Source organism: Cyanobium sp. NIVA-CYA 375, from assembly GCF_056108345.1.
The window spans coordinates 1-24,063 of record NZ_JBSYHW010000012.1 but is presented as its reverse complement, the minus strand read 5'-3'; the positions used below and the strand labels follow the sequence as shown (position 1 = coordinate 24,063).

The 24,063-nt window shown below is 59.7% G+C and carries 25 protein-coding genes, 1 tRNA gene, 2 rRNA genes and 1 pseudogene; 17 read left to right on the top strand and 12 right to left on the bottom strand.

Annotation, left to right across the window (positions count from 1 at the left end; translation table 11 throughout):
* Positions 1-34: 34 nt before the first annotated feature.
* Together AC01FP_RS05145 and AC01FP_RS05140 are read right to left on the bottom strand one after the other, a co-directional pair.
* Entirely contained in the window at positions 35-709 is a 675-nt protein-coding gene (locus tag AC01FP_RS05145) for an alpha/beta hydrolase (protein ID WP_474478612.1), read from the bottom strand.
* A 186-nt stretch (positions 710-895) separates the two neighbouring features.
* Entirely contained in the window at positions 896-1,552 is a 657-nt protein-coding gene (locus AC01FP_RS05140) for a 4'-phosphopantetheinyl transferase family protein (protein WP_474478609.1), read from the bottom strand.
* A 23-nt stretch (positions 1,553-1,575) separates the two neighbouring features.
* Between AC01FP_RS05140 and bcp the strand changes: the two genes are divergently transcribed.
* Positions 1,576-2,043 (top strand): thioredoxin-dependent thiol peroxidase, encoded by a 468-nt coding sequence (bcp, locus tag AC01FP_RS05135; RefSeq protein ID WP_474478607.1) that lies wholly within the window; start codon positions 1,576-1,578, stop codon positions 2,041-2,043.
* On the opposite strand, the gene AC01FP_RS05130 is transcribed toward bcp, so the two are convergent.
* Both AC01FP_RS05130 and AC01FP_RS05125 read right to left on the bottom strand, forming a co-directional pair.
* Positions 2,021-2,617, bottom strand: coding sequence for a type III pantothenate kinase (locus AC01FP_RS05130; RefSeq protein ID WP_474478605.1), 597 nt, complete (start codon positions 2,615-2,617; stop codon positions 2,021-2,023). The genes bcp and AC01FP_RS05130 overlap by 23 nt on opposite strands.
* 92 nt (positions 2,618-2,709) lie before the next feature.
* A complete protein-coding gene (locus AC01FP_RS05125; RefSeq protein ID WP_474478603.1) occupies positions 2,710-3,477 on the bottom strand; it encodes a phosphoadenylyl-sulfate reductase in 768 nt (255 codons plus the stop codon).
* 132 nt (positions 3,478-3,609) lie between these two features.
* Between AC01FP_RS05125 and AC01FP_RS05120 the strand changes: the two genes are divergently transcribed.
* The 4 genes from AC01FP_RS05120 to AC01FP_RS05105 all read left to right on the top strand — a co-directional run bounded on the left by AC01FP_RS05120 (position 3,610) and on the right by AC01FP_RS05105 (position 8,352).
* Positions 3,610-4,743: an NAD(P)/FAD-dependent oxidoreductase gene (locus AC01FP_RS05120; RefSeq protein ID WP_474478600.1), complete on the top strand. Its 1,134-nt coding sequence runs from the start codon at positions 3,610-3,612 to the stop codon at positions 4,741-4,743.
* A 72-nt stretch (positions 4,744-4,815) separates the two neighbouring features.
* Positions 4,816-6,474, top strand: a complete 1,659-nt coding sequence (gene hflX, locus AC01FP_RS05115) for a GTPase HflX (protein ID WP_474478598.1) — start codon at positions 4,816-4,818, stop codon at positions 6,472-6,474.
* A 47-nt stretch (positions 6,475-6,521) separates the two neighbouring features.
* Positions 6,522-7,157, top strand: a complete 636-nt coding sequence (locus tag AC01FP_RS05110) for a peroxiredoxin (RefSeq protein WP_474478595.1) — start codon at positions 6,522-6,524, stop codon at positions 7,155-7,157.
* Positions 7,158-7,167: 10 nt separating this feature from the next.
* On the top strand, positions 7,168-8,352 hold the full coding sequence (locus tag AC01FP_RS05105; protein ID WP_474478593.1) for an anhydro-N-acetylmuramic acid kinase: 1,185 nt from the start codon (positions 7,168-7,170) through the stop codon (positions 8,350-8,352).
* Here the strand turns inward: AC01FP_RS05105 and AC01FP_RS05100 are convergent.
* On the bottom strand, positions 8,286-8,573 hold the full coding sequence (locus tag AC01FP_RS05100) for a ribbon-helix-helix domain-containing protein (RefSeq protein WP_474478591.1): 288 nt from the start codon (positions 8,571-8,573) through the stop codon (positions 8,286-8,288). The two genes, AC01FP_RS05105 and AC01FP_RS05100, sit on opposite strands and share 67 nt — an antisense overlap.
* A 101-nt stretch (positions 8,574-8,674) precedes the next feature.
* On the opposite strand from AC01FP_RS05100, the gene AC01FP_RS05095 reads away from it, so the two are divergent.
* From AC01FP_RS05095 to AC01FP_RS05080, 4 genes are all read left to right on the top strand, one after another.
* Positions 8,675-9,007 carry a hypothetical protein gene (locus tag AC01FP_RS05095; protein ID WP_474478588.1) on the top strand — a complete coding sequence of 111 codons (333 nt, stop codon included), beginning with the start codon at positions 8,675-8,677 and terminating at the stop codon, positions 9,005-9,007.
* A gap of 38 nt (positions 9,008-9,045) precedes the next feature.
* Entirely contained in the window at positions 9,046-9,279 is a 234-nt protein-coding gene (locus AC01FP_RS05090) for a hypothetical protein (protein WP_474478586.1), read from the top strand.
* 234 nt (positions 9,280-9,513) lie between these two features.
* Complete coding sequence (locus tag AC01FP_RS05085; protein WP_474478650.1) at positions 9,514-11,235, top strand: ABC-F family ATP-binding cassette domain-containing protein; 1,722 nt, start codon at positions 9,514-9,516, stop codon at positions 11,233-11,235.
* Positions 11,236-11,368: 133 nt separating this feature from the next.
* Positions 11,369-11,548 (top strand): hypothetical protein, encoded by a 180-nt coding sequence (locus tag AC01FP_RS05080; protein WP_474478584.1) that lies wholly within the window; start codon positions 11,369-11,371, stop codon positions 11,546-11,548.
* Between the two features lie 12 nt (positions 11,549-11,560).
* Here AC01FP_RS05080 and AC01FP_RS05075 read toward each other — a convergent pair.
* Positions 11,561-11,695 (bottom strand): annotated as a pseudogene (locus tag AC01FP_RS05075) (hypothetical protein); the annotation flags it as partial.
* On the opposite strand from AC01FP_RS05075, the gene AC01FP_RS05070 reads away from it, so the two are divergent.
* Positions 11,683-11,913, top strand: coding sequence for a hypothetical protein (locus tag AC01FP_RS05070; protein ID WP_474478583.1), 231 nt, complete (start codon positions 11,683-11,685; stop codon positions 11,911-11,913). The pseudogene AC01FP_RS05075 and the gene AC01FP_RS05070 overlap by 13 nt on opposite strands.
* On the opposite strand, the gene AC01FP_RS05065 is transcribed toward AC01FP_RS05070, so the two are convergent.
* Positions 11,910-13,046 carry a trypsin-like peptidase domain-containing protein gene (locus AC01FP_RS05065; protein WP_474478582.1) on the bottom strand — a complete coding sequence of 379 codons (1,137 nt, stop codon included), beginning with the start codon at positions 13,044-13,046 and terminating at the stop codon, positions 11,910-11,912. The genes AC01FP_RS05070 and AC01FP_RS05065 overlap by 4 nt on opposite strands.
* A gap of 310 nt (positions 13,047-13,356) precedes the next feature.
* On the opposite strand from AC01FP_RS05065, the gene AC01FP_RS05060 reads away from it, so the two are divergent.
* From AC01FP_RS05060 to AC01FP_RS05030, 7 genes are all read left to right on the top strand, one after another.
* Positions 13,357-13,662 carry a DUF2973 domain-containing protein gene (locus AC01FP_RS05060; RefSeq protein WP_474478581.1) on the top strand — a complete coding sequence of 102 codons (306 nt, stop codon included), beginning with the start codon at positions 13,357-13,359 and terminating at the stop codon, positions 13,660-13,662.
* A gap of 41 nt (positions 13,663-13,703) precedes the next feature.
* Positions 13,704-14,087, top strand: coding sequence for a hypothetical protein (locus tag AC01FP_RS05055; protein WP_474478580.1), 384 nt, complete (start codon positions 13,704-13,706; stop codon positions 14,085-14,087).
* A 61-nt stretch (positions 14,088-14,148) separates the two neighbouring features.
* Positions 14,149-16,737, top strand: coding sequence for an ATP-dependent helicase HrpB (gene hrpB, locus AC01FP_RS05050; protein WP_474478647.1), 2,589 nt, complete (start codon positions 14,149-14,151; stop codon positions 16,735-16,737).
* 18 nt (positions 16,738-16,755) lie between these two features.
* Positions 16,756-16,974 (top strand): hypothetical protein, encoded by a 219-nt coding sequence (locus AC01FP_RS05045; RefSeq protein WP_474478579.1) that lies wholly within the window; start codon positions 16,756-16,758, stop codon positions 16,972-16,974.
* Positions 16,971-18,146, top strand: a complete 1,176-nt coding sequence (gene xseA, locus AC01FP_RS05040; protein WP_474478576.1) for an exodeoxyribonuclease VII large subunit — start codon at positions 16,971-16,973, stop codon at positions 18,144-18,146. Before AC01FP_RS05045 ends, xseA begins: the two co-directional genes overlap by 4 nt.
* Before the next feature lie 3 nt (positions 18,147-18,149).
* A complete protein-coding gene (locus AC01FP_RS05035; RefSeq protein WP_474478574.1) occupies positions 18,150-18,425 on the top strand; it encodes an exodeoxyribonuclease VII small subunit in 276 nt (91 codons plus the stop codon).
* A 13-nt stretch (positions 18,426-18,438) separates the two neighbouring features.
* Complete coding sequence (locus AC01FP_RS05030) at positions 18,439-18,825, top strand: DUF2834 domain-containing protein (RefSeq protein ID WP_474478572.1); 387 nt, start codon at positions 18,439-18,441, stop codon at positions 18,823-18,825.
* Between the two features lie 40 nt (positions 18,826-18,865).
* Here AC01FP_RS05030 and AC01FP_RS05025 read toward each other — a convergent pair whose 3' ends face one another.
* From AC01FP_RS05025 to AC01FP_RS05005, 5 genes are all read right to left on the bottom strand, one after another.
* Positions 18,866-19,213, bottom strand: a complete 348-nt coding sequence (locus AC01FP_RS05025; RefSeq protein WP_474478571.1) for a zinc ribbon domain-containing protein — start codon at positions 19,211-19,213, stop codon at positions 18,866-18,868.
* Between the two features lie 9 nt (positions 19,214-19,222).
* Positions 19,223-20,221 carry a YihY/virulence factor BrkB family protein gene (locus tag AC01FP_RS05020; RefSeq protein WP_474478570.1) on the bottom strand — a complete coding sequence of 333 codons (999 nt, stop codon included), beginning with the start codon at positions 20,219-20,221 and terminating at the stop codon, positions 19,223-19,225.
* Positions 20,222-20,335: 114 nt separating this feature from the next.
* Positions 20,336-20,452 (bottom strand): 5S ribosomal RNA (rrf, locus tag AC01FP_RS05015).
* A gap of 112 nt (positions 20,453-20,564) precedes the next feature.
* Positions 20,565-23,448: ribosomal RNA gene (locus AC01FP_RS05010) — 23S ribosomal RNA — on the bottom strand.
* Positions 23,449-23,946: 498 nt separating this feature from the next.
* Positions 23,947-24,019 (bottom strand) — tRNA-Ala (locus AC01FP_RS05005).
* Between the last annotated feature and the right edge of the window lie 44 nt (positions 24,020-24,063).

The window sequence follows — 24,063 nt, the reverse complement described above, 5'->3', positions numbered from 1 at the left end:
ACCGCCTAATGCGAGCCGAACACCAAACCAATGATCACCAGAGGCCGCGGATGGCTTCAGGTTGGGCCTGCTGAACCGGGGCAGGGACAAGCATGCGCACTTGAGCCACGGGATCGGCCATTTGGTTGGCCTGGATGCAAGCCGGCAGGAACACGTACCAGGAGAGCAGAGATGTGCACTGGGCTTCACCTTGGCAACGACCTTCTGCGCAGACGTTCTGAGCGCCGGTGTAGGTGTTGCAGAAATCGGCTAGGCGCATGTCTGTAGGCAGGGCCTGCATGATGCCGGCCGAGGAGATCTGGCCGTCACGGGCATCGGCCACGATCGCCGAGCGCAGAGCCTGCACCGCGAAGGTGTTCATGCTCCAGTAGGGGAAGTAGCTGGTGGTTTGGTTCTTGAGGAACTTCACACCGGCATCCGAGTAAAGGAAGCGGGAGACGCCAACGAAGTCCACGTTGTAGGCCTTGTTCATACCCTCACGAACCTCGGCAGCGGTCCAGCCGGAGCGCTTCAGGCCGCCTTCAAGCCCCCGATCGGTGACTTCACCAGACTGCAGAAATGTATTGAAGGCATCCTGGTTGGTGGACCACACAGCACCGCCGGTGTTCCAACGAACGGGGAGATTGTTGTCGACTGCGGCGGACGCTGGCAGGGCCACCGCCGAGAGGGCCGTACCCACAAAAAGGCCGGCCAGCAAACGCTTGATCACAAGAGACGTGGAATCAGTTCTCTTCGAAAGTAGCCACGCACTGCCGCATTTCACAAAAGAAGCAAGTCAGCAGAGCACATCGACACATAAATAACTGAAGAGCCGCAACGGATTGCAGCAGCAAATTTGCGTTTTTTGGCAAATCCTGCACGCTTCTTCCTGCACCTTCGCCTAATTAGGCAGTTCTTACGCCTGCAGCACCAACCCCGCACAATCCTCACCAACAGCGCCCCATCGCCAACCCCGCTGCACCGCGCTGCTGCAATCCGGCTGGGCCCCATCCCCGATATGCCGCAATCTGCCGCTGCCATGGTCGTAAAACCACAGAGCCAGTTCCGCCGCCAGGGTGCGATGGCGCCACTTAATCGCCGCTTCCTTCAGCACCCAGCTGGTGAGCACCGCTCGCCGCAGCTCCTCCCCAATCAAATCCTGCAACTGGGCTTGTTCAGCATTTGGATAAAACCGTCTCATCAACCCCGCTGGCTGCAGCGGTCGAGCCGTGGATTCGAGGTCGACTCCGATGGGATACCTGGAATAACCGATCAGCAAAACAGCGCCGCTATGGCTGAGGCTGACCCAACCCCTGCCATCTGTCAGCTGGGGTGGCTGGCCCGGCGGACTATGGAGGGGCACATCGGCGTCAGCACAGCCCAACACCTCCGCCAGCTGCTGCCGGAGCTGCGCCCGGCTGTGGAAGTAGCGATGTCGCTGCGGCTCCGGCAGAGCGGCGCCCCAACTCCGTTCCCTGCTGGATAGGCAACCGAGGTCACCACCATCTAAGGAGCGCAACCAAAGCTGGGGAGCCTGACGCTGCGGCATCTCCCAGCTGCTGCTTAGGCTCATGCCAGTAAGTGGTTTGATGTCCAATGGCACTGCAGATCGGCGATCCCGCCCCCGATTTCACCCTGCCAGACCAGACGGGAACGGCGGTGAAGCTGTCCCAGTTCAAGGGCCAACGGGTGGTCATTTACTTCTATCCCAAGGACGACACCCCTGGATGTACCAAAGAGGCTTGCAATTTTCGCGACCAGTGGGCGGCATTCGAAAAGCAAGGCATCACCGTGCTCGGCATCAGCAAAGACGGGGCCAGCAGCCACGCCAAATTCATCGCCAAATACGACCTCCCCTTCACCTTGCTTAGCGACGCCGAACCCTGCCCAGTGGCCGCGGCCTATGAAAGCTACGGACTCAAGAAATTCATGGGCAAGGAATATATGGGAATGATGCGTCACACCTTTGTGGTGGACGCTGAGGGAAAAATCGAAAAGAGCTACACGAAAGTGAAGGCTGAAACCATGGCCGATGACATCCTCAGCGATCTGGGCCTGGCCTGAGTTCAGCTAGGGCCTCAAGGACCAGGTTCGGAGCCAGCTGCACCTGCATGTCGCTGGCTAGCAGCTGCAGTAACAACGGCGCCAGCAGTGATCCATCCCCTCCCGTGAGCCACAGGCTGCAGCCTGGGCAGCTGATTTGGGCTTCGCGCCCAGCCTCAGCTACAGCTGCCGCCAGCCCCCGCAAAACTCCAGCAGCCATAGCGTCTGTTGTGAAGTGGGGCCAAAGCTTCGAGGGCAGGGCTGGAGGCGGCTCCATGGCTGGCAGGTTTGCGGTTTCAGCGCCTAGGGCCCGCAACTGCAAGGCCGCCCCCGCCAGCAACCGGCCGCCCGCAAATCGACCCTCGGCGGTAATCAGAGTGAGGCTCAAGGCTGTGCCGCTGTCCGCCACCAATACGGGAGCACCAGCAAGGCACCAAGCTCGCCACCCCCCTAAGGCACGATCCACCCCCAGCCAGTCAGGCTGCTCCAACAAGGGCACATCTTTCAAAAGCAGCCGCCGCTCCGGCGGCAGGGGGGCAGCCGCCGGCACAGGGCCGACCGCAGCCCAAGCCACCAGCCCCTTGAGTTCGCCCACACCCGCCTGGGCACTCCAAGTGCACAAAGCGCCCGGCTCACCCGCTGCCCAGTGCCATCGGCTGTTGCCGATCAGCAGCCAACGGCCCTCGTTCAGATGCCCTCGCCCATCAGTCCCGGCAGGTGAATGCCACATTCCTGTTGAAGCCCACCAAAACGGGTCGCCCGGCCAGTGACATCTCCCAAATCAGGAGCACTGGAGTGCCAGTCGCCCACCGTGGAATAACCCTGCTCAAACAGCGGATGCTGGGGCAGCTTGTGCTCTTCCATGTAGTAATACACATCCCGTTTGCTCCAGGAGAGCAGCGGCCGCAGCGACCAGCGCTGACGAACCGCATCAAGGGGTTCCATCGCCCTGCGATGGTCGGTCTGGCTGCCGCGCACGCCACTGGCCCAACAGGTCACCTTCAGATCGGTGAGAACTTGATCGAGAGGCTCCACCTTGCGGATGCGGTGGTAGAGCTCAAGATCTCCACCTTGGTCTGTCTCCCAGAGGCGGCCGTGCAGAGCTTCCATCCGGGCAGGGCTCATGGCTGACTGGGCCACAACTAGTTGGAGCTGGAGCTGCTCAACCAGTCGCTCGGCGTATTGGTAAGTCTCCTGGGGCAGATAGCCCGTATCAACCCAAATCACGGCCACCTGCCTACCTGACTTGCCGGTGAGCTCGCTCACCATGTGCAGCAGCACTGCCGCCTGGATACCAAAACTGGTCGTGAGTGCAAACCCTGCCTCGAAGGTGTCCAGGGCCCAGCGCAGGCGCTCCTGGGCCGTCAGGGGAGCCAGCAGCACCCGGGCAGCGGCCAGATCGATCGGCCGACCGGCGCCATCGGGGGGAAGGGCTGGGGCTGAAACCGTCTGCATGGAGCCATCATCGCCCTTTGAGTGAGTCGCTGGTTAGGGTTCAAATGCAGGTGCCGGCGTTAGACCACCAAAGCAATGCTGAACCCTGAGGCTGGGCGATCGGAGGCTGCGGAGACCCCGCTTACAGCGCCTGTGGTGATCGTAGGCGGAGGCTTTGGTGGCCTTTACACCGCACTCGCCCTAGCAGCGCGTCGTCAACACCCTCCAATTCTGCTGATCGAACCCAACGATCGCTTCTTGTTCTTGCCCCTGCTTTACGAGCTGCTTAGTGGCGAACTCCGCAGCTGGGAAATCGCCCCCCGCTACGACAGCGTGCTGGCGGGCAAAGGAGTGGCCTGGCTACAAGACCGAGTAGTGCGAATCGACACCCGTTCGTCTCATGTCTACACATCCAGCGGCCGGTGCCTGCCCTTCAGTCGCCTGGTGCTAGCCACTGGGGCCCAGACCAACGACTTCGGCATCCCCGGCGTCGCTGAATACAGCCTGGGCTTTCGGACCTTGGCAGATGTGGAACGCCTGCAGAAGTTGATCCAGACCTTGAAGGAGCGGTCCAGGCCCCTGCAGCGTCTAGCCGTAGTGGGAGCGGGAGCCAGCGGGGTGGAATTGGCCTGCAAGTTGGCCGACCAATTGCAAGGCAGCACGATCGTGGACCTGATCGAGCAGGGCCCCGGACTGCTGCCCCAGGCCAAAGCCTTCAATCGAGAGCAGGCCGAGCAAGCCCTACAGCGCCGGGATGTGAGGTTAAGAACCAAAACCCGCGTCGAGGCAGTTCAGGCCGGTGGACTGACCCTGCTAGGGCCCACAGGGACTGAGCAGCTCAATGTTGATGGGGTGATCTGGACTGCCGGCCTGCGCTTTCAGGCGCCGGAATGCCAGCCGGCAATTCCCGTTGATCAGCTGGGGCGACTGAGTTGTGAGCCCAGCCTGCAGCTGGTCGACCACCCCTATCTGTTTGCCTTAGGCGATATTGCCCAGCAGGAGTGCCGGCTGCCAGCCACCGCCCAGGTGGCCTTCCAGCAGGCGGAGTGCCTGGCAGGAAACCTGCTCCGTTCTCTCGCCGGAGAACCGCTGGAGCCCTTCCATTACAACGACCTTGGCGAAATGATGAGCTTGGGCCGGGGGGAGGCCAGCCTCGTTGGCGGGGGATTCACCTTGGCTGGAGCAGCGGCATTTCAGATCCGCAGACTGGCATACCTAGCTCGATTACCTGGCAAATCGCACCAGTTCAAGGTGGCCGCCGGCTGGCTGGCGGACTGGCCCCGTTGACGCTGCTGGGGAGTCAAAATTTGATACGGGTAAAACGCCCATGATCAAATCAGCAATTGCTGTCCATCTGTGGTGAAACAAGCCGGCCTGGCGGGGCGCACGGCCGGCTTGCGACCCGCCCAGAAAAGACGCCTGGAACGCCTATGCCACCGGCGCCATCCCGACGACCAGGTGGCAGAGCTGCTCTGCCTGCAGCGGCTTGCTAGTGAAAGTCGCGAGCTGGAGCTGCCGCTCAGCCTGGTAGTAGATAGCCGGGGCCTGTGCCGGCTGCTGTGGGTAGGTCCACTGGAGCAATCGGGCCGGCTGCTGGAGCGCCTACCCGGATCGGAGCGCCGTCAGGGTTCTGAGCTGCGCCTGATCACCTGCTGCGGCCGAACCAAACAGCTCGAAGCCGGCCGCCAGGAAGGAATTGTGGGGCTGGATTTAGCCCCCATACTCTGGCTGCGCTTCGGCGACAGGGCTGAGTCCGGGGGCCAATGGCCAGCCCAACTGCTGGTCGCCCATCCCGACGCCGCCGAACCCTGGACAAGCGAAGCCGCTGAAGATCTGGCCCAGCTGTGCAGCCGCGATCCCCTCAGCCTTACGCCACCAAACGAGCCCAGGATTAGCGCCGTTGGCACCAACCAAGACGGTCCCGAACGGGTGCTGCTGCTGGCCCTCACCCCCGGTGACCGCGGCAGGGCCCAACGCCTAATCGCCGAACTGGAGGGCCTGGTGCACAGCGCCGGCGCCGTGCCGGTGGGGGTGGTGGAGCAGCGCCGCAGCCAGGTAGCAGCCCAAACCCTCTGGGGTGAGGGAAAAGTAGGAGAAGCGGCCCTGGAGGCCAGGCGGCTCGGCGCCACTTTGGTGGTGACCGACCGGGAGCTCACACCGGTGCAGGCCCGCAACCTGGAGCGGCTACTGGACCTGCCGGTGAGCGATCGCAGCGAACTGATCCTCGACATCTTTGCCCAACGGGCCGCCAGCGCCGCCGGACGCCTGCAGGTGGAACTGGCCCAACTGCGCTACAGGCTGCCCCGGCTCACGGGCCGCGGCCGCAGCTTGTCGCGGCAGGGGGGAGGTATCGGCACCCGGGGGCCAGGAGAAACCCAACTGGAAAAAGACCGCCGCGCCATCGCCCGCCGTATCGAGCGGTTGCAGCGAGAGGTGAGCCAACTGGGCGAACACCGGGCCAGGTTGCGCCACAGCCGCCAGGGGCTGCGGCGTCTGGCCCTAGTCGGCTACACAAACGCTGGCAAAAGCTCCCTGCTCAACGCGCTTACTAGGGCAAGCGAGGCCCGCGCCGTACTGGCCGAAAACGCATTGTTTGCCACCCTCGATCCCACCACCCGGCGCCTGGAGCTGCCGGAGCCACTGCTGCTCACAGACACGGTGGGCTTCATCCGCGATTTGCCGCCGCCCCTGCTGGAAGCCTTCCGCTCAACCCTGGAGGAAACCCTTGAAGCTGAGGGGCTGTTGGTCGTGGTTGATCTAGCCGACCCGGCCTGGCCCGAGCAGTGGCACACCGTGAACACCATTCTCGATTCCCTTGGTGCGACGGCCCCAAGGCGACTGATCGCTAATCAGATCGACCGCTGTCCCGCTGGGGAGGTGGAGCGAGCCCGGGTGCTAGCACCAACGGCCCTGTTCATTTCCGCCACGGCTTGCCTGGGCCTGCAGCACCTGCGCCAGGAGCTGCGCAGCTGGCCCGAGTCAGCGCCTGAGCACGAAAACACCACATGCCCGCTCTGAGTTGTGGCACGATCAATCAGAGCATTCCCCTTGCCCTAAAGCCTCCCATGGCACTCCAACTCGGCGATACCGTTCCCGATTTCACCCAGGATTCCCAGCTGGGCCCGATCAACCTTTACGACTTCGGCGCTAATAGCTGGGTTGTGCTGTTCTCTCACCCGGCCGATTACACCCCGGTCTGCACCACCGAATTAGGTGAGGTATCCAGGCTGCGCGCCGAATGGCAGAAGCGCAATGTCAAAACCATCGCCCTGAGCGTGGATTCCGCCGAAAGCCACAACGGCTGGATCTGCGATATCAACGAAACCCAGAACACAACAGTTGATTATCCGATCCTGGCGGATGCGGACAAAAAGGTGAGCGACCTTTACGGGATGATCCATCCCAATTCACTCAACAATCTGACCGTGCGTTCGGTGTTCATCATCGATCCCAACAAAAAACTGCGCCTACAGATCACCTACCCCGCCAGCACCGGCCGCAACTTCGACGAAATCCTGCGGGTGATCGATTCGCTTCAGCTCACCGACAACCACTCCGTGGCTACCCCGGTGAACTGGAAAGACGGCGACGATTGCGTGGTGGTGCCATCGATCTCCACCGAAGATGCCCGAGCCAAGTTTGCCAAGGGCGTCACGGAAATCAAGCCCTACCTGCGCATGACCCCCCAGCCCAACAAGTGAGCCTGGGTTGATGCGGGTGTTGGGGTTGATGAGTGGCACTAGCGCCGATGGCGTGGATGCCGTTTTGGCCAACTTCAGTGGGCCACCCCAACATCCGCGTTGGCGGATTGAAAGCCACCACTTCAACCCCTACCCGGCCAAGCTCCAGCGCCAGCTGGTCGGCATCGGCCAAGGTCAGCTGGTCAACAGCGCAACCCTGCTCGAGTTGGCGGAAGCCGTAACCGAGCAGCAAGCTCTGGCAGCTCGGGCATGCGACCCCCAAGACCATGCCCAGTTAGTTGGCTGCCATGGCCAGACCCTCTGGCATCGACCACCCCAGCAGGGCAAGCGAGGAGCCAGCTGGCAAATACTGCAGGGGCAGCTGCTAGCGGAACTGCTTGCCAAGCCGGTGATATTCGATTTTCGCAGCGCCGATCTTGCCCTCGGCGGCCAAGGGGCGCCCCTTGTCCCCCCCGCGGACCAGGCCCTGCTAGGTCGCTGCGGCGGCTGGCGGGCCGTGCTGAATCTGGGGGGCATCGCCAACCTCACCTTGATTCCACCCGCTCAAGGGCCAGATAGCTCCCTGCCGGTGCGGGGCTGGGACTGCGGCCCAGCTAATACTTTGCTGGATCTGGCAACCCTGCACTTCAGTGGCGGTAAGCAGGCCTATGACGCCGATGGGGCCTGGGCCCGCCGGGGCCAGATCGATGAAGCTCTGATTCAGCGCTGGCTGGCCGAGCCCTATTTCCAGAGCCCGCCGCCGAAATCCACCGGTCGTGAACTGTTTGGCCAAGCAGACCTGGAGCGCCGACTGGCCGAAATAGGGGGAAGAAACCCCGCGGATGCCCTGGCCACCTTGAGCGGCTTCAGTGCGGCGGTAGTGGCCCAGGAGCTAGAGCATGGCCCTAAGCCGATAGAGCTGCTGTTAGCTGGCGGGGGCTGCCGCAACAGCCTGCTGGTTGAACAATTGCAACGCCGCTGCCGAGGTCTGATCGTGAGGCAACTGGCGGAATTCGGCATCGGCGAGGCGGAGCGAGAAGCCTTGGCCTTCGCCCTGCTGGCCTGGTGGCACGTTCTTGAGCATCAGGGCAATTTGCCTTCGGTCACCGGAGCGAGCGGCGGCGCCGTGCTGGGCCTAAGCGCCCATCCTCAGTCCGGTCGATGCAAGCGAACCCTGCGGGGAGCTCCGCGCAGGCGTTGGGGCTTCTGGCCCTGACTGGCCTCCAGTCCCTGGCGGAAAAGCTCAGCCTGAAAGCCCCCCTGGGCCTGCTCAAGCCGTTCCACGCCCTGCTGAATCAGCACCTTGGCCATGTTGCTCACCGTGCGGGACTCGACGTCAGCGAGATCAGCCAGCCGCTGGCAGAGCTCTTCGGGCAATACCACCTGAATACGAGGTGACTTCGCCTTGCCACTGGATGAGGTCTGCCGGGTGGCCACTGAGTTCTGAAGCAAAAGTGAACTGAAGCTGGAGCGGCTTGGATCACACCCCTCAGGTAGCAACCAGTGTACAGAGATGCACAAGGGTAGTATCCAAGACTATGCTGAAGGCAACCATCCCATCGGAGGTGCACACCGTGCCCCGTTCCTCCACCCCTCGCGCCTCAACCACCCCCTCAGCAGCCCAAGGCCGCAAACGCCGGACCGCAGAACGCAGTGACGTACTTGTCTCCGCTGTGATCAGCACCTATCTGCTCACTCACCTGCATCACGTGCTGCAAAGGGCCGAATACGGAGCCCAGCAGGAGGGCCGTGGCGCCTTGGCGGCAAACTACGCCGAGCTGCGCAAGGTGCTCTGCTTAGACGCCCGCAGCATGGAAGATGCATCCGCCTGTGGCACACCCGAGCAAGGTGAAAGCCTGCAAGCCGCCTGACACGCATTATTTTAGTGGTTAGCCAGTAGCTGACTGCAATGACCGCCAGCAATGTCGCCGAGCTCTACGGCCGAATCAGCGCCGACCACTCCCTAACTCAGGCGCTATTCCGCCAAGCCCTTCAGGACCCCAACGGAGCCATTGGCCGAATTATGGAGTTGGGCCAGCAGTTCAATTTGCCGGTTACCTCCCAAGAGATCCGCTCCTACGTTGCCAGCCTTGATGACAGCGTCAGCAAGCAGTGGCTGGTGAAGGCCCGGGGAGGGCTCTGAGTTGGTGCGGCGCTGTTGACGCTGATCGCGGTCCCCACCCGCCCAGCTGAAAAACAGCCAGTAACTCACGATCGCCAGACCAGCCGCGACCACCAGGGCCGCCACCTGCTCAAGGCGTTTGATCATGGCCACTACACAGGCAGATCATTCGAGTCTGCACCACGTGAATGCTCCGCCGGCCCCCAGGCAGATAGGCCGCCAGGGATGATGGAGCTGGTCCCGAGACCCTTCTACGTGCTCCGCCTCGAACGCATCGGCAAGATCTATCCCACCGGCGAGGTGCTGCGCGATGTCACCTGGGAGGTGAAACCTGGAGACCGCATTGGCCTAGTGGGCGTCAACGGGGCCGGTAAGTCAACCCAGATGAAGATTATTGCCGGGCTGGAAGAGCCCAGCAGTGGTCTTGTGGTGAAACAGGGCGAGCCCCGAATTGCCTATCTACAACAGGAATTCGACGTCGATCCAGCCCGAACGGTGCGCGAGGAACTGTTCCAGGCCTTCGGCGAAGCCGCCGAGGTGCTGATACGCCAGCACCAGGTTGAGCACGAGATGGCCAGCGAGCAGGCCGCCAGCGACCCGAAGCATCTCGACGAGCTAATTCATGAGCTGGGCAGGCTGCATAGTCGCTTTGAGGCGTTGCACGGCTACGAGCTCGACGCCCGCATCGACAAACTGCTGCCCAATATTGGCTTCAGCCCCGAAGGCGCCGAACAGCTAGTGGGGGACTACTCCGGCGGCTGGCAGATGCGCATCGCCCTCGGCAAAATCCTTCTCCAGGAACCCGATCTGTTGCTGCTCGACGAGCCCACCAACCATCTAGACGTGGAAACGATCCAGTGGCTTGAGGGCTACCTGCTCGAGCAGACAGCAGCTCAAGTGGTGATCAGCCACGACCGCACTTTCCTGGATCGGGTCTGCAACCAGATAGTCGAGACCGAACGGGGGGTATCGCGCACCTACCTGGGCAACTACAGCCAGCACCTGGAGCAGAAAGCCCTGGAGCGCGAAGCCACCCAGGCCGCCTTTGACAGGCAACAGAAGGAGCTGGGAGCCCAGCAGGCCTACATCGACCGCTTCCGGGCCAGCGCAACCCGCTCCACCCAGGCCAAAAGCCGGGAGAAACTGCTGGAGAAGGTTGAGCGGGTCGAAGCTCCACTCGAAGGCATTGGCGGGCCGCGCTTCCGCTTCCCAGAAGCACCACGTTCTGGGCGCTTGGTGGCAGATATTCAAAACCTGACCCACAGCTACGGCGAGCAGATCCTGTTTTTGGGCGCTGAACTGGAGGTGGAGCGGGGTGACCGCATCGCCTTTGTCGGGCCCAACGGCGCCGGCAAGTCGACCCTGTTGCGGCTGATCATGGGCAACGAACAGCCGGAGGATGGCTGCGCCCGCCTCGGTGAGCACAACGTGGTGGCTGGCTACTTCGAGCAGAACCAAGCCGAAGCCCTAGACCTCTCCAAAACCGTGATCGACACGATCTTCGAGGTTGTGCCCGACTGGACCCAAACCCAGGTGCGCTCCCTGCTGGGCAGTTTCTGCTTCAGCAACGAAAGCGTATTCAAGGAGGCCGGAAAGCTCTCTGGAGGGGAGAAGGCCAGGCTAGCTCTGGCTCTGATGCTGCTAAGTCCCTGCAATCTGCTAGTGCTCGATGAGCCCACCAACCACCTCGACATTCCAGCCAAGCAGATGCTGGAAGACGCGCTGATCGCCTACGAGGGTGCGGCCCTCCTGGTGAGCCATGACCGCTATTTCATTTCACGTGTGGCCAACCGGATCGTGGAGATACGCGATGGCCAGTTGGTGCTTTACCGCGGCGATTATTCCTACTACCTCACCAAGAAGGATGAGGAAGCCAGCCTGGCCAGCCAGGCTGAAGAAGCCGAGCGCAAGGCGACAAAACAGGCCGCTAATAAAGCCAAGCAAGCGGCACGTAAATCGCAAGCTAAAACCAGCTGACCCCACCCAGCGCCTGCGGCGCTTCCCAGCTTCTACACAGAACTTCACCGCGGCTTAGGCAGGAAGACTCATTTCCCTGGACCCTTCGGTTTGGTGTGCATAAGCTGACAGGTAGCCGCAACTACAGGAGATCATGAATAGCGCACACATGGGACTCAACACCCAGGGCACTAGCTACCAAAACGCAGGCCACCAGGAAAGCATCGGCTCAAGCGACCCTCTTGAGGTGTACTTCGAATGCATCACCACTTGCTCCCTGGATGACGGCGCCTGCGTGACGCGCTGCGTGGAGCAGCTGCGTGAGCAGCCCTGATCCCACACCTCGGCCAGGCCTTCCCCGCAGAACAGCGAATCCGCACAAGGAAGTCGCCCTGTTGCAACCGCTACGCACGTGAATGAAACACTTTGTAGCGTTGGCGCATCCAACAGACCACTGCGGGGTTTGCCATGTCAGAACCACTTGCCCTAAGTCTCGGTCAGCAGTTTGAGCTGGAACGCATGAGCCGGGCCATCGAGGCCACCGCCGACCCCAAGACCTTGCAAGGGATTGCCAAGCAATTGCTGCAGGCCTGGCACAGCCAGAAAGCAGCTACCCAATGGGTGATGCGCCAGCAGCTCGGCGCTCCAGTTAAATCCCCCCTTGAGCTGGGCGGTCCTTGGGGGCAGGAGGCCGCCTAGCGGGGTGGGGCCATTTGGACTGGAACAACCGTCAACTGCATCAAGTTTCCCGAGCGACTAATCCGAAGCAGCAGGCTGCCCCCAACCCCTGCCCGCTCAACCGCTGTTACTAGCTGCGAGGGGCTTGAAATCGGCTGATCGCCCACAGCAACAATCACATCCCCCTTTTGCAGGCCTGCGCGGGCCGATGGCCCTGAAGTCTGCACAGACATCACCCGAACCCCTTGACTCAGGCCGGTTCCATCCCCAGGACGCACCCCATCAAGACTTACTCCAATCATCGGGTGACTGACTCTACCGGTAGCGATTAGTTGTTGTGCAATGTCTCGAGCCCTGTTAATGGGGATGGCAAAGCCCAAGCCAGCACCAGGACCAGTTCTCACTAATGTGTTTATACCTATAACCTCGCCATCCGCATTCAGCAGCGGACCGCCTGAATTGCCTGGGTTGATGGCTGCATCGGTCTGGATCAGATCCAAGCGCTTGTCCGTAATGCCCAGCTTGCTGGCATTACGGTTGAGGTTGCTGATGATGCCCATAGTCACGGTGTTGTCCAAACCGTATGGATTGCCGACGGCAATTGCCCACTCGCCCACCTGAAGGCTGTCGGAGTTGCCCAGGGGCGCTACTGGCCAAGGGCCACCTCCAGCCAACCTCACAACCGCCAGATCCGTGAGGCGATCGAGACCGACCACCGTGCCCTCAACTCGACGACCTCCCTGCAGCCCAACCGTCACCCGGTCTGTTTTCTCCACTACGTGAGCATTGGTAAGGATCAGGCCATCTACTTGGAAAATGAAGCCGCTTCCCTGCCCACGCTCCGTGCGCTGAGAAGGCTGCTGCTGCAGCTGGGGCATGCCAAAAAATTGGCGAAACATGGGGTCGTTGAGCAGGCCCCTGGGCAAGCCTCCCGAAGAACCGCCTGATGTAGCCACTGTCCGTTCCGTGTCGATGGTGACCACTGCGGGCCCAGCTCGGCGAACAGCAGCAGCCACAAACGACTGGCGATTCAAGCTGGCAGAAACTGCGCTCTGGGCACGGACGGCAGCAGCTGACCAGGGAGCCGGGGGTGTCATCAGACCCAGCACCACTAGCCCAGAACCCAGCCAGGGCAAGGCGCGCAATCCAGCCATTACTACAACCAGCAACTAAATAAAACCGTAGGCAGCCAGGCTCCAGACGCCTATAGGGTGATTTCCCTCCTGCTTCCCCTGCCACAGGCACCCAATACCAGCCCTAAAATTGATTAACAAATCTTTCAATCCATGGACACCGGGCGGCTCCTAATTGCCTTTCTCGCCTTCGGCGCCGCGTTCAGCACCCTTTGGGCCTGGATGGTTGCTAACAGCAGCGAGGCCACAGGCTCCGATCCCCAGGCGGCTCGGATCAGGCAATGATGGATCTGCTTCACATATTCCACGATCTGAGGCCTGATATTCGGCCATGAACAACTTGCTTTCCCAGCTTTTCCCCCTGATTTACGCCGCCTGCTTCGTAGCCCTGCTCTGGCAAGCCTTCAAAGTGATGGGCCAGGGTTTCCGGGCCATTCCCCGTCCTGGTGATAGGGATGCATTGGGCACCGCAGTCCCCCAGGGCCCCCAGGTGAGGCCAAACAACGACCGGACCGGGCGACTTACTATCCACCCCGAGTTACTTGATTCTCAAGGTCAGATCACCCAAGAAGACCTGTTGACCGTCCGTTTCAGCGGTGACAACGAACAACCCGTTTACCCAGGAGACCTCAGCTGAATAGGCTCTCCGTTGAGCTCGTGTTTTAGCGGAGACAAACAGTGGATCAACGGACCCGAATCGTGGCAGCAGTGCTGACCAATCTGAAACTGCCGCCTCGCTTTCGCCTCAAGCTGATCAAAGACGATCCGATTCGGCTTGAGCTCAGCATCACACCCGCCTACGGCAAAGATCCAATTCTGGTGGGGCTAGTGGAATCCCAGGACCTGGTCGCCCGCCGTGATCGCGAGGGGCGCATCCCCCGTGATTTGCAAGGCACCTGGGACTGGACCGTTCGCCACGGCAAAGTCAGCACCGGTGGTTGGAATCCATATTTGAAAGAGGCCTTGCAGACGATGTTTGAAACCGGTCTGCCGGCAATCGTCTACGAGGAACTCACCGGCGAGGCCTACCACCCGGTAGATGGCGTTCGCCACGTGCGTTGATCCCACTACGCCCTTCCACCTGCCGATGGCACCCCTGCTAGAGCCCCGCTGCTAACGCCCCCTGCCCAAGCCCCCACTGCCGATTGACGGCCTGCTTGGGCCGCTGTTGCAAGCATGCACTCCTGGCGCCACGGTGCTGCTCCAGGCACCTCCTGGAGCTGGCAAAACCACTCGGGTGCCCCTGGCCCTGCTTGCTGGACTTAATTCAAACTCGGGCGGGGCCGGCACTAAAACCGGCCGGATCTGGATGCTTGAGCCGCGCCGCCTGGCCGCCAAAGCTGCAGCCCAACGGCTGGCGGCTGATCTTGGTGAGCCCCTCGGCCAGCAAGTTGGATACAGCGTGCGGCTCGAGTCCTGCACCTCTGCAGCCACACAACTGGAGGTGCTGACAGACGGATTATTTTTGCGGCGCCTGCAGGCCAACCCCTCCCTTGATGGAGTGGACTGCCTGATCTTCGACGAATTCCACGAACGGGGCGCCGATACGGATCTATCACTGGCCCTGGTGCGGCAAGCCCGAGAGCTGCTGCGGCCGGAGCTGCGCCTGGTTGTGATGTCAGCCACCCTGAACCTGGCTCCATTGGCTGAGCAACTGCCAGGGGCCACCGTGCTGAACAGCGAAGGGCGTTGCCATCCGGTGACAATCAGCCACCAACCACCGCGGCCAAGCGAACGGCTTGGGCAACAGGTGGTGCGCGCCCTTGAGCAGCACTGGCTAGAGCAGCGCGGTGACGGTGAAACTGTGCTGGTGTTCCTGCCCGGAATGAGGGAGATACAGGACTGCCACCGAATGATTGCCGCCACGAGCTGGGGAGATCCCAGCCATGGGGGCGTGGAGTGTGTTCCCCTGCACGGCAACCTGCCCCTGGAGGCCCAAGGCCGCGCCATCGGCCCTGCCAGCGGCGCCGCCGGCAAGGTGGTGTTGGCCACTTCCATAGCTGAGAGTTCTCTCACTTTGGCCGGGGTAACCCTTGTGCTCGACAGCGGTCTTAGCCGCCGCAACCGCTTCGATCCAGGCAGTGGACTGGACGGCCTGGTCACTGTGCCCGCCAGCCAGGCCAGTGCCGAGCAACGGGCTGGCAGGGCTGGTCGCCTAGAGCCAGGCCGCTGCCTGCGCCTCTGGTCGCCCGCTGAACAGCAGCGCCGTCCCGCTTTCGATCCACCGGAATTGCTGGAGGTGGATCCCCTGCCGCTGGCTCTTCAACTGGCCCAATGGGGCGATCCCCTTGGCGCCGACCTCCATTGGATCGACCCACCGCCACCAGCCCCCCTGCAGGAGGCCCGTCAACACCTCGATCAACTCGGGGCTCTAGCCGCCAGCGGGCGGCTGAACGGCCACGGGCAGCGCTTAGCCCAACTGGGGGTGCATCCGCGACTCGCCCAGCTGCTGCTGCTGGGCGAGCAGCTAGGCCAGCTGGATCTGGCCTGCGCTCTGGCGGTGCTATTGAGCGAGCGCGATCCCCTGGACCGTAAGGAGGCCGGGAGTGACCTACTACGGCGCCTTGACTGGCTAGGACAAAACCGCCCTGGCGACGGCCCGCAGCGCCGGCTGAAGCAGCTGCAGGCCCAGCTGCACCGGCAGGTCAGGCAGCTGGGCGGTCAGAGCTCCAGTCCTACGGCCGCAATGCCGATTAGCCGATCAGCAAATCTGGCGGAGGCCGCAGCCGCCTTAGTGGCCGCCGCCTATCCCGAGCGTCTGGCCCTGGTCAGACCAGGCCGACCTGGCCGTTTTTTACTCAGTGGCGGCCGTGGCGCAATGCTTCATGCAGACGACCCTCTGGTGGCCTGCTCTGCGCTGGCCGTTGCCCAGCTAGATGGACAAGGCCAAGACGCCCGCATCCAGTTAGCTGTGCCCATTGATATTGGGCAACTGCGGCAGCTGGCGGAGCAGCCCGGCGGGCAGGGATTTGCCACGGTGGAAGCGCGCTGGGATGGGGAAAGTCAGCGGGTGCGCTGCGAACGCTCGCTGCGGCTGGGTGCACTTGTGCTGGAGCGACGCAGCTGGAGCGACGCCGAACCAGTCTTGATACGCAGAGCCCTGCTAGATGGCTTGCGGCAGCTCGGTCTGGAGTCCCTGCCATGGGATCGAGCTAGCCGCCAACTCCAGCAACGCCTCAGCCTGGCTTACCAGCACTTAGGAGAGCCTTGGCCCAACTGTAGCCCCGAGCAGTTGCTAGAGCAGCTGGATGATTGGCTTGGTCCCCACCTCAGCGGCCTACGCAGCCGCGACGACCTGCAGGGCCTTCCCCTAAGCGAAGCCCTCTGGGGGGAAGCCCCCTGGGATCTGCGTCCCAAACTCGATCGCTTGCTGCCAGTGGCTCTGCCAGTGCCCTCTGGCCGCCAAGTAAGCCTCGATTACAGCAGCGGCCAGCCCGTGCTGGCGGTGAAGCTGCAGGAGCTATTCGGCACCCGCACCAACCCGACGGTTATGGCTGGCCAGCTGGCCGTGACAGTACACCTACTCACGCCGGCCGGGCGACCGGCAGCAATCACCCAGGATTTGGTTGGCTTCTGGGAGAGCAGCTATGCGGCGGTGCGCAAGGAGCTGCGCGGTCGCTATCCCCGTCACCCCTGGCCGGAAGAACCGCGACAGGCCCAAGCAACCGCACTTACCAAAGCGCGACTGAAACAGGGCCTTCGCCGTGATTGAGAGAAATCGATCCTTCCTGTGACTGTCTGCTCCAAACTGGATTTTTCTGGCAAAGCGCCCTTGGCTCGCTTTTACGTCAATAACCGCCGTGATGGCTCAAGGCTGCTAAGCAGCGCTCTGGTGATTTTCGCTGCAGGACTGATGCGCGTCGACCATCCCATTGGGCGATCGGTAGCTCTGTTAGCTGGCCTAGTGAGCATCTACTGGTGGTTCTGCTACCGGCAGATCAAGCCGTGACAGCAGTGGGCGAATTTTCAGGGATACCGCGCTACGGCGTGGCAGAACTGAATGGGGCGGTTGCATCGCTACTGGAGCGGGGCTTTGCGCCCCGGTTTTTGCTTGATGCCACTGTGAGCAGACCCCAGCTCAAAAAGGGCCATCTCTGGATGACTCTGGTCGACGACCAGGCATCAATCTCCGCGGTGGTTTGGGCCTCTCAGCTGACAAAGCTCAGTTTCATTCCCGAAGACGGGGATGGCGTGGTGGTGGTGGGCAAGCTCAACTTCTGGAGCAACCGGGCAAGCCTCTGCGTTCAAGCACTCGACATCAGACCGAGCTTAAGTTCGGTGCTGCGCCAATTCGAGCAGGTACGAGACCGGCTGGCTCTCGAAGGGCTGCTGGATCCACACCGCAAGCGGCCCCTGCCCCCCTATCCACGTCGTATCGCCCTACTCACGAGCTGTCCGAGTTCAGCCCTAGCCGACATGCTGCGCACCAGCGCCGAGCGCTGGCCCGCGGCGGCCGTACTCGTAGTGCCCATACCAGTGCAGGGTCCTGTACAGGCAGCCATCTGCCGCGCCTTAGAGGAAGTGAGCAAGCAGGTGGAGCGGCTGGGAATCGATGCGATCGTGATCGGCCGCGGCGGCGGAAGCCGTGAAGACCTGGCGGTGTTTGACAACGAAGAGCTGGCACGCTGTCTGGCCGCCTGTCCTGTGCCAGTCGTCAGCGGCATTGGCCATGAAGACGACACCACAGTTGCTGATTTAGTAGCCGACTACAGGGCCGCAACCCCCACCGCCGCCTTAGTGGCCCTCCTGCCAGATCGCCGCATAGCGCTGCAGGCTCTGCAGCAGCAAGGGGTGCATCTGCAGCAGCTCATACATCTAAGGCTGCAGGGGGAACGTCAGCAATTAGTCCGAGATCGGCAACGACTTGCAACCTGCTATCCCACCAGCCTGGTGAAGTGTCGTCGCCAGGAGTTGGTACACGCTCAGCAGCTGCTGCGAGCCCTTTCCCCAGCACATCAACTGGAAAGAGGTTTCTGCCTGCTGCGTAATGGCGATGGCGTCTTAGTGCGTTCCGTGCGGCAAGTCGAACAAGGCCTCGCCGTGGTCGCCCAGCTCAGCGACGGCCAGGTCAGCGCCATGGTGCGCGAGATTAGTCCCCAAGCCCGTGCGGCTACGCCTTAAACCATGCCAAAGGCAAAAGCAACAAGCAAAACAAGCGGAGGCGCCACCGACAAGGATATTGGTGTCGATCTCTCGTACAACGAAGCCCACACCGCCCTGCAGCTGACCTTGGCAGCCCTGCAGGCCACTGACTTGGATGTTGAGGCGATGACCGGGCTCTATCGGCAAGCTCGCGCCTACATGGAGCGCTGCGAAACCGTTCTCGATAACGTTGAACAGGAAGTAATGCTGTGGCAAGAAGGCGAAACAGACTTACATCCGTTTACCGATCTCCCATAACCAAATTCAAACCATGGCGCCTGAATCCAACAACAGTTCAACTACACCCGCCATCAAGGCAGCTTCGACGCTGAAGTGGCTCTATCTGGCCTTAGCGATCAGCGGAGCAGTGCTCCCCTGGCTGGCAAACATTGAATTCATTCAGGAATACGGAGCAAGTTTCGACCTAGGCTTATTTGTGCGCCTAGCAAACGCAAACCCAGCCGCCATTTCACTATCCAGAGATCTAGCAATAGGAGCGACTGCGGTAGTAATTTGGATCGTACAAGAAAGCAGGCGGCTACAAATGCGCGGGCTACCGTGGGTATTGCTTAGCTGCGTGACACTGGCCTTCGCTTTTGGAGCTCCATTCTTTTTGTATCTGCGGGAACGACGTCTTGAGGAGCTAGCACGAAGCTAAGCCGGGCTTTGCTTAAACCCTGAGAATCAGCGACCACCAATCACGAGGAAGGGTCTTTACCGTCAACAACTTGTACGTCAATTGTGACGTTACTAACGTCGAACTGTTCGCTTGCTTCATTACCTATGGGTGAAGTAGCGTAGGGGCTGCCACAAGCCGGGCAAAATTCCTGCTGCATAGAGGTGAAACCGCAGGATTCGCAGGTACGCAGCCGCCGTTGAACAACCTGCCATGCCACAAAGCCCGCCGCACCCAAGAACAAGGGCAACAGCACCAGGAGCAGGGTGATACCTCCAAGCAGATCGAGCACAAAGCGCCCTACCGGCCCGGGAGCCAGCAGCAGCAAGCTCGCTAATAGCAACCAAATCCAAGTGCGCGAACGCGGCATCAGCTGAATTCAAATAGTGCAGGATGCTTCCACCCTGAGGCGCTGGCGCCGATCAAGGACGACGCATAGGCATTGACCGTAGTACAGGATGACACCAACCAACCAGACCCAAAGGCTCAAGAGCAGCACGCCGCCCACCAATCCATAGGCCTGAAAGCGGAGGCCCAGCGTCAGCAGAATTCGGCCAAGCACCAAATTGAGGATTGTGATCGATGAACCAATTAATAGTGCTCCAGGAAATAGTATTTGCCACGCAACACGTCGCGAGGGCAGCATCCATAACAACAGCATGGATAGCGCGATAGCAATTAACAACGAAATCAGCAGGTCGAGCAGTGTAGATACCGGTCGCTGCAATGCCTTTGCGGTAGGCCAAATCTCTAGGGCCCGAATCCACAAACCAGCCAAACCCAAAAGGCGCATATTGGTAAAAGCCTGATCTATCACGAGAAGAAGCCCAAATAATGAAACCAGCCCAAATGCCTTAACACGCAAACGCACATAACGCACCACTAAAAGATTCCACGGCAATGCCTCAAAACCAGTCGGTCGGTTCCACCAGAGACGATCAGCGCCACGCTGCAGGGTGAGGTAAGCATTGCTGGCCGTTAAAATCAAAAAGACAGCACCAAGGATTCCAGCCCCGAATCCCTGCCTTAAAAAAGCAGACAAAGTCGTAGCAAAAATAGGAATCGCTGAATCGGGCAAGATATCCGAAACAACAACCAACAACCGTTCGACCAAGCCCTCATCACGGCCGAGCAATCTCGCGGCAATTGAGAGAGCAATTAACAAAACAGGGAATAAAGACTGGAGACTGTGGTACGCAAAAGCAGCACTTAAATCGACGCAATCAAGCCTTAGCCAAAGCTTATACGCCAACCAAAATGGCAACAATCTTTTCTTCTGTCCGAATTCCCATTTTCGATAAAACACGACACCCCTTGCTCGCTCCACCCTGCCACCTATTAGATCTAGCCTGACAGTAGCGCCACGCTTTAGGGCCATCCAAGCATTAGACGCAAATTAACCAACAAAAAAGCCACCCGCAAGGGTGGCTTTTAAGTCAACTACTATATTACTAAACAAAGAGCAACCGTAGATGGTTGGGATGAATATTTTACCTGGCATCGAGCTATTTTCTCAGGGGGCTGCCCCCCAAATATCGTTGCCGCTGCAGCGTTTCACAGCCGAGTTCGAGATGGATCGGAGTGGGTCCACTGCGCCATGGACACCAGGATAGTATTCATCCTCAGGTTGAACCCTGAGAACTACATAGGTAAGACAAACACTAAACCTTTCAGTCAAGTGATTGTGAACTGGAAACAAGCTTTTATTTAGAGCCTGAGTTTTGGTCAAGCCCTCGGTCTATTAGTACTCCTCTGCTTCACGCATTACTGCGCTTCCACATAGAGCCTATCAACGGGTGTTCTTCCCGTGACCTTACTGGCTAACGCCATGGGAATACTCATCTTGAGGTGGGCTTCCCACTTAGATGCTTTCAGCGGTTATCCACTCCGCACATGGCTACCCAGCGTTTACCGTTGGCACGATAACTGGTACACCAGAGGTGCGTTCCTCCCGGTCCTCTCGTACTAGGGAGAAATCCTCTCAATATTCCTGCGCATGCACCGGATATGGACCGAACTGTCTCACGACGTTCTGAACCCAGCTCGCGTACCGCTTTAATGGGCGAACAGCCCAACCCTTGGGACCGACTTCAGCCCCAGGTTGCGATGAGCCGACATCGAGGTGCCAAACCTCCCCGTCGATGTGAACTCTTGGGGGAGATCAGCCTGTTATCCCTAGAGTAACTTTTATCCGTTGAGCGACGGCCCTTCCACGCAGAACCGTCGGATCACTAAAGCCGAGTTTCCTCCCTGTTCGACTTGTAGGTCTCACAGTCAAGCTTGCTTCTGCTTTTACACTCGTCGGCTGATTTCCAACCAGCCTGAGCAAACCTTTGCGCGCCTCCGTTACCTTTTAGGAGGCGACCGCCCCAGTCAAACTGCCCACCAGATACTGTCCAGTCCCCGGATAACGGGTGACTGTTAGAACCCTAGCTCTGAAAGAGTGGTATCTCACCGTTGGCTCACAACGACCCACAAGCCGATGATCAAAGCCTCCCACCTATCCTGCGCATTCAGAGCCCGGGCACAATACCAAGCTACAGTAAAGCTTCATAGGGTCTTTCTGTCCGGGTGCACGTAGTCCGCATCTTCACAGACAATTCTATTTCGCCGAGCCTCTCTCCGAGACAGCGCCCAGATCGTTACGCCTTTCGTGCGGGTCGGAACTTACCCGACAAGGAATTTCGCTACCTTAGGACCGTTATAGTTACGGCCGCCGTTCACCGGGGCTTCAGTCGCTAGCTTCGCTTACGCTGACCAGCTTCCTTAACCTTCCGGCACTGGGCAGGCGTCAGCCCCCATACATCGTCTTGCGACTTAGCGGAGACCTGTGTTTTTGGTAAACAGTCGCCTGGGCCTCTTCACTGCGACCACCTTGCGGTGGCACCCCTTCTCCCGAAGTTACGGGGTCATTTTGCCGAGTTCCTTAGAGAGAGTTACCTCGCGCCCCTCGGTATTCTCTACCACCCCACCTGTGTCGGTTTCGGGTACAGGCCATGATGCCTTAACGGGTATAGGGCTTTTCTTGGAAGCATGACATCACCAACTTCGCTGCCGTAGCAGCTCGCACTCACGCCTCAGCTCAAACCGTTTTCGCCGGTTCTCAACGCCTCGAACGCTTGGACCAGTAACCAACATCTGGCTTGGCTAGCCTTCTCCGTCCCCCTTCCCAAAACATCACAGGTACAGGAATGTTGACCTGTTGTCCATCGACTACGCCTTTCGGCCTCGCCTTAGGTCCTGACTAACCCTCCGCGGACGAGCCTGCCGGAGGAACCCTTAGGGTTTCGGGGCATGGGATTCTCACCCATGTTTTCGCTACTCAAGCCGACATTCTCACTTCCATGTAGTCCACGCCCGCTTACGCTAACGCTTCACACCGCATGGAACGCTCCCCTACCATCGGAATCAATTAAGACTCAAATCCGCAGCTTCGGTACAATGCTTAGCCCCGTTCATTTTCGGCGCAGGATCGCTCGACCAGTGAGCTATTACGCACTCCTTTGAGGATGGCTGCTTCTAGGCAAACCTCCTGGTTGTCTGGGCAATCCCACCTCCTTTATCACTCAGCATTGATTTGGGGACCTTAGCTGGCGGTCTGGGCTGTTTCCCTTTCGACCATGGAGCTTATCCCCCACAGTCTGACTGCCTAGTTACACACAGGGTATTCAGAGTTCGTATCGATTTGGTACCGCTCTCGCAGCCCGTACCGAAACGGTGGCTTTACCCCCCTGCTGGAGCACTAGACGCTACGCCTCAACGTATTTCGGGGAGAACCAGCTAGCTCCGGGTTCGATTGGCATTTCACCCCTAACCACAGCTCATCCGCTGATTTTTCAACATCAGTCGGTTCGGACCTCCACTTGGTATCACCCAAGCTTCATCCTGGCCATGGTTAGATCACCCGGGTTCGGGTCTATAAACACTGACGATCGCCCTATTCAGACTCGCTTTCGCTATGGCTCCACCATTCCCGGTTTAACCTGCCAGTGCCTATAAGTCGCCGGCTCATTCTTCAACAGGCACACGGTCACCCGATTAGTCGGGCTCCCATTGCTTGTAAGCTCACGGTTTCATGTTCTATTTCACTCCCCTCCCGGGGTTCTTTTCACCTTTCCCTCGCGGTACTGTTTCGCTATCGGTCACACAGGAGTACTTAGCCTTACGAGGTGGTCCTCGCAGATTCACACGGAATTTCACGTGCTCCGTGCTACTCGGGATACAGCTAGGCCAACTTTGTTTTCGAATACGGGGCTTTCACCCTCTGTGGCGCGCCATTCAAACGCTTCTTCTAACTCCGTTGGTCCACATTGCTGTCCCACAACCCCGATGGTCGAAACCATCGGTTTAGGCTCTTCCCCGTTCGCTCGCCGCTACTCAGGGAGTCGTTTTTACTTTCCTTTCCTCCAGCTACTAAGATGTTTCAGTTCGCTGGGTTGGCTCGTGCCGCCCTATGGATTCAGGCGGCCGTTCTAAGGGTTGCCCCATTCGGAAATTCCCGGATCAAAGCGTGTTTCCAGCTCCCCGAGACTTATCGCAGGTAACTACGTCCTTCATCGCCTCTGTGTGCCAAGGTATCCACCGTGAGCCCTTTGTAGTTTGACCAATTTTTAACTCCCAGTTCTTCAGGCTGTTGAGGCCTATTCTCTCTAGATTCACCTACACTTAATACTCAAATCTCTTTGAGTGCCTCCTGCGGTTTGAATACCAGGATCAAACTCCCTAACCCTCGGCGGGTTTAGAAGAAAACTGGAAGCTCTCGGCTCTAAAAACTCAATAGAATTTTCTTGATGCCAGCTTTAAGGCCTATCCATTGCTGGATGAAACTCAAGCTAGAATCAAGCATCCATGAGATGCTTTATTTCCAGACTTTACCTATGCAGTTGTCAAGGTTCTGCTGACATTCAAACAGCCCTGTCTCCAGGGCATCGTTGAGTCCAGCGTCCTTTCAAACAAATATGTTTGCCAATATGTTGGCTAACTCATGAAGAATGAAAAGAAGCTGAAATCTTCAGCGAACAACAGTCAAGATCACATTCACAGCAAAACTCCTTACCGCAATAATATGCAGGTATAAGTTGAGGGCAGAGCAACATCATTGGATGGAGGTTAGCGGACTCGAACCGCTGACATCCTGCTTGCAAAGCAGGCGCTCTACCAACTGAGCTAAACCCCCAAACACGAATGGGCCATCCTGGACTTGAACCAGGGACCTCACCC

What these genes read in the sequence shown, in the direction of transcription:
- AC01FP_RS05140 (WP_474478609.1), bottom strand. Translation starts at nt 1,552, where the DNA reads ATGAGCCTAAGCAGCAGCTGGGAGATGCCGCAGCGTCAGGCTCCCCAG.
- bcp (WP_474478607.1), top strand. Translation starts at nt 1,576, where the DNA reads ATGGCACTGCAGATCGGCGATCCCGCCCCCGATTTCACCCTGCCAGAC.
- AC01FP_RS05125 (WP_474478603.1), bottom strand. Translation starts at nt 3,477, where the DNA reads ATGCAGACGGTTTCAGCCCCAGCCCTTCCCCCCGATGGCGCCGGTCGG.
- AC01FP_RS05110 (WP_474478595.1), top strand. Translation starts at nt 6,522, where the DNA reads ATGGCACTCCAACTCGGCGATACCGTTCCCGATTTCACCCAGGATTCC.
- AC01FP_RS05105 (WP_474478593.1), top strand. Translation starts at nt 7,168, where the DNA reads ATGCGGGTGTTGGGGTTGATGAGTGGCACTAGCGCCGATGGCGTGGAT.
- AC01FP_RS05095 (WP_474478588.1), top strand. Translation starts at nt 8,675, where the DNA reads ATGCTGAAGGCAACCATCCCATCGGAGGTGCACACCGTGCCCCGTTCC.
- AC01FP_RS05090 (WP_474478586.1), top strand. Translation starts at nt 9,046, where the DNA reads ATGACCGCCAGCAATGTCGCCGAGCTCTACGGCCGAATCAGCGCCGAC.
- AC01FP_RS05080 (WP_474478584.1), top strand. Translation starts at nt 11,369, where the DNA reads ATGAATAGCGCACACATGGGACTCAACACCCAGGGCACTAGCTACCAA.
- AC01FP_RS05070 (WP_474478583.1), top strand. Translation starts at nt 11,683, where the DNA reads ATGTCAGAACCACTTGCCCTAAGTCTCGGTCAGCAGTTTGAGCTGGAA.
- AC01FP_RS05065 (WP_474478582.1), bottom strand. Translation starts at nt 13,046, where the DNA reads ATGGCTGGATTGCGCGCCTTGCCCTGGCTGGGTTCTGGGCTAGTGGTG.
- AC01FP_RS05060 (WP_474478581.1), top strand. Translation starts at nt 13,357, where the DNA reads ATGAACAACTTGCTTTCCCAGCTTTTCCCCCTGATTTACGCCGCCTGC.
- AC01FP_RS05035 (WP_474478574.1), top strand. Translation starts at nt 18,150, where the DNA reads ATGCCAAAGGCAAAAGCAACAAGCAAAACAAGCGGAGGCGCCACCGAC.
- AC01FP_RS05030 (WP_474478572.1), top strand. Translation starts at nt 18,439, where the DNA reads ATGGCGCCTGAATCCAACAACAGTTCAACTACACCCGCCATCAAGGCA.
- AC01FP_RS05025 (WP_474478571.1), bottom strand. Translation starts at nt 19,213, where the DNA reads ATGCCGCGTTCGCGCACTTGGATTTGGTTGCTATTAGCGAGCTTGCTG.
- AC01FP_RS05020 (WP_474478570.1), bottom strand. Translation starts at nt 20,221, where the DNA reads ATGGCCCTAAAGCGTGGCGCTACTGTCAGGCTAGATCTAATAGGTGGC.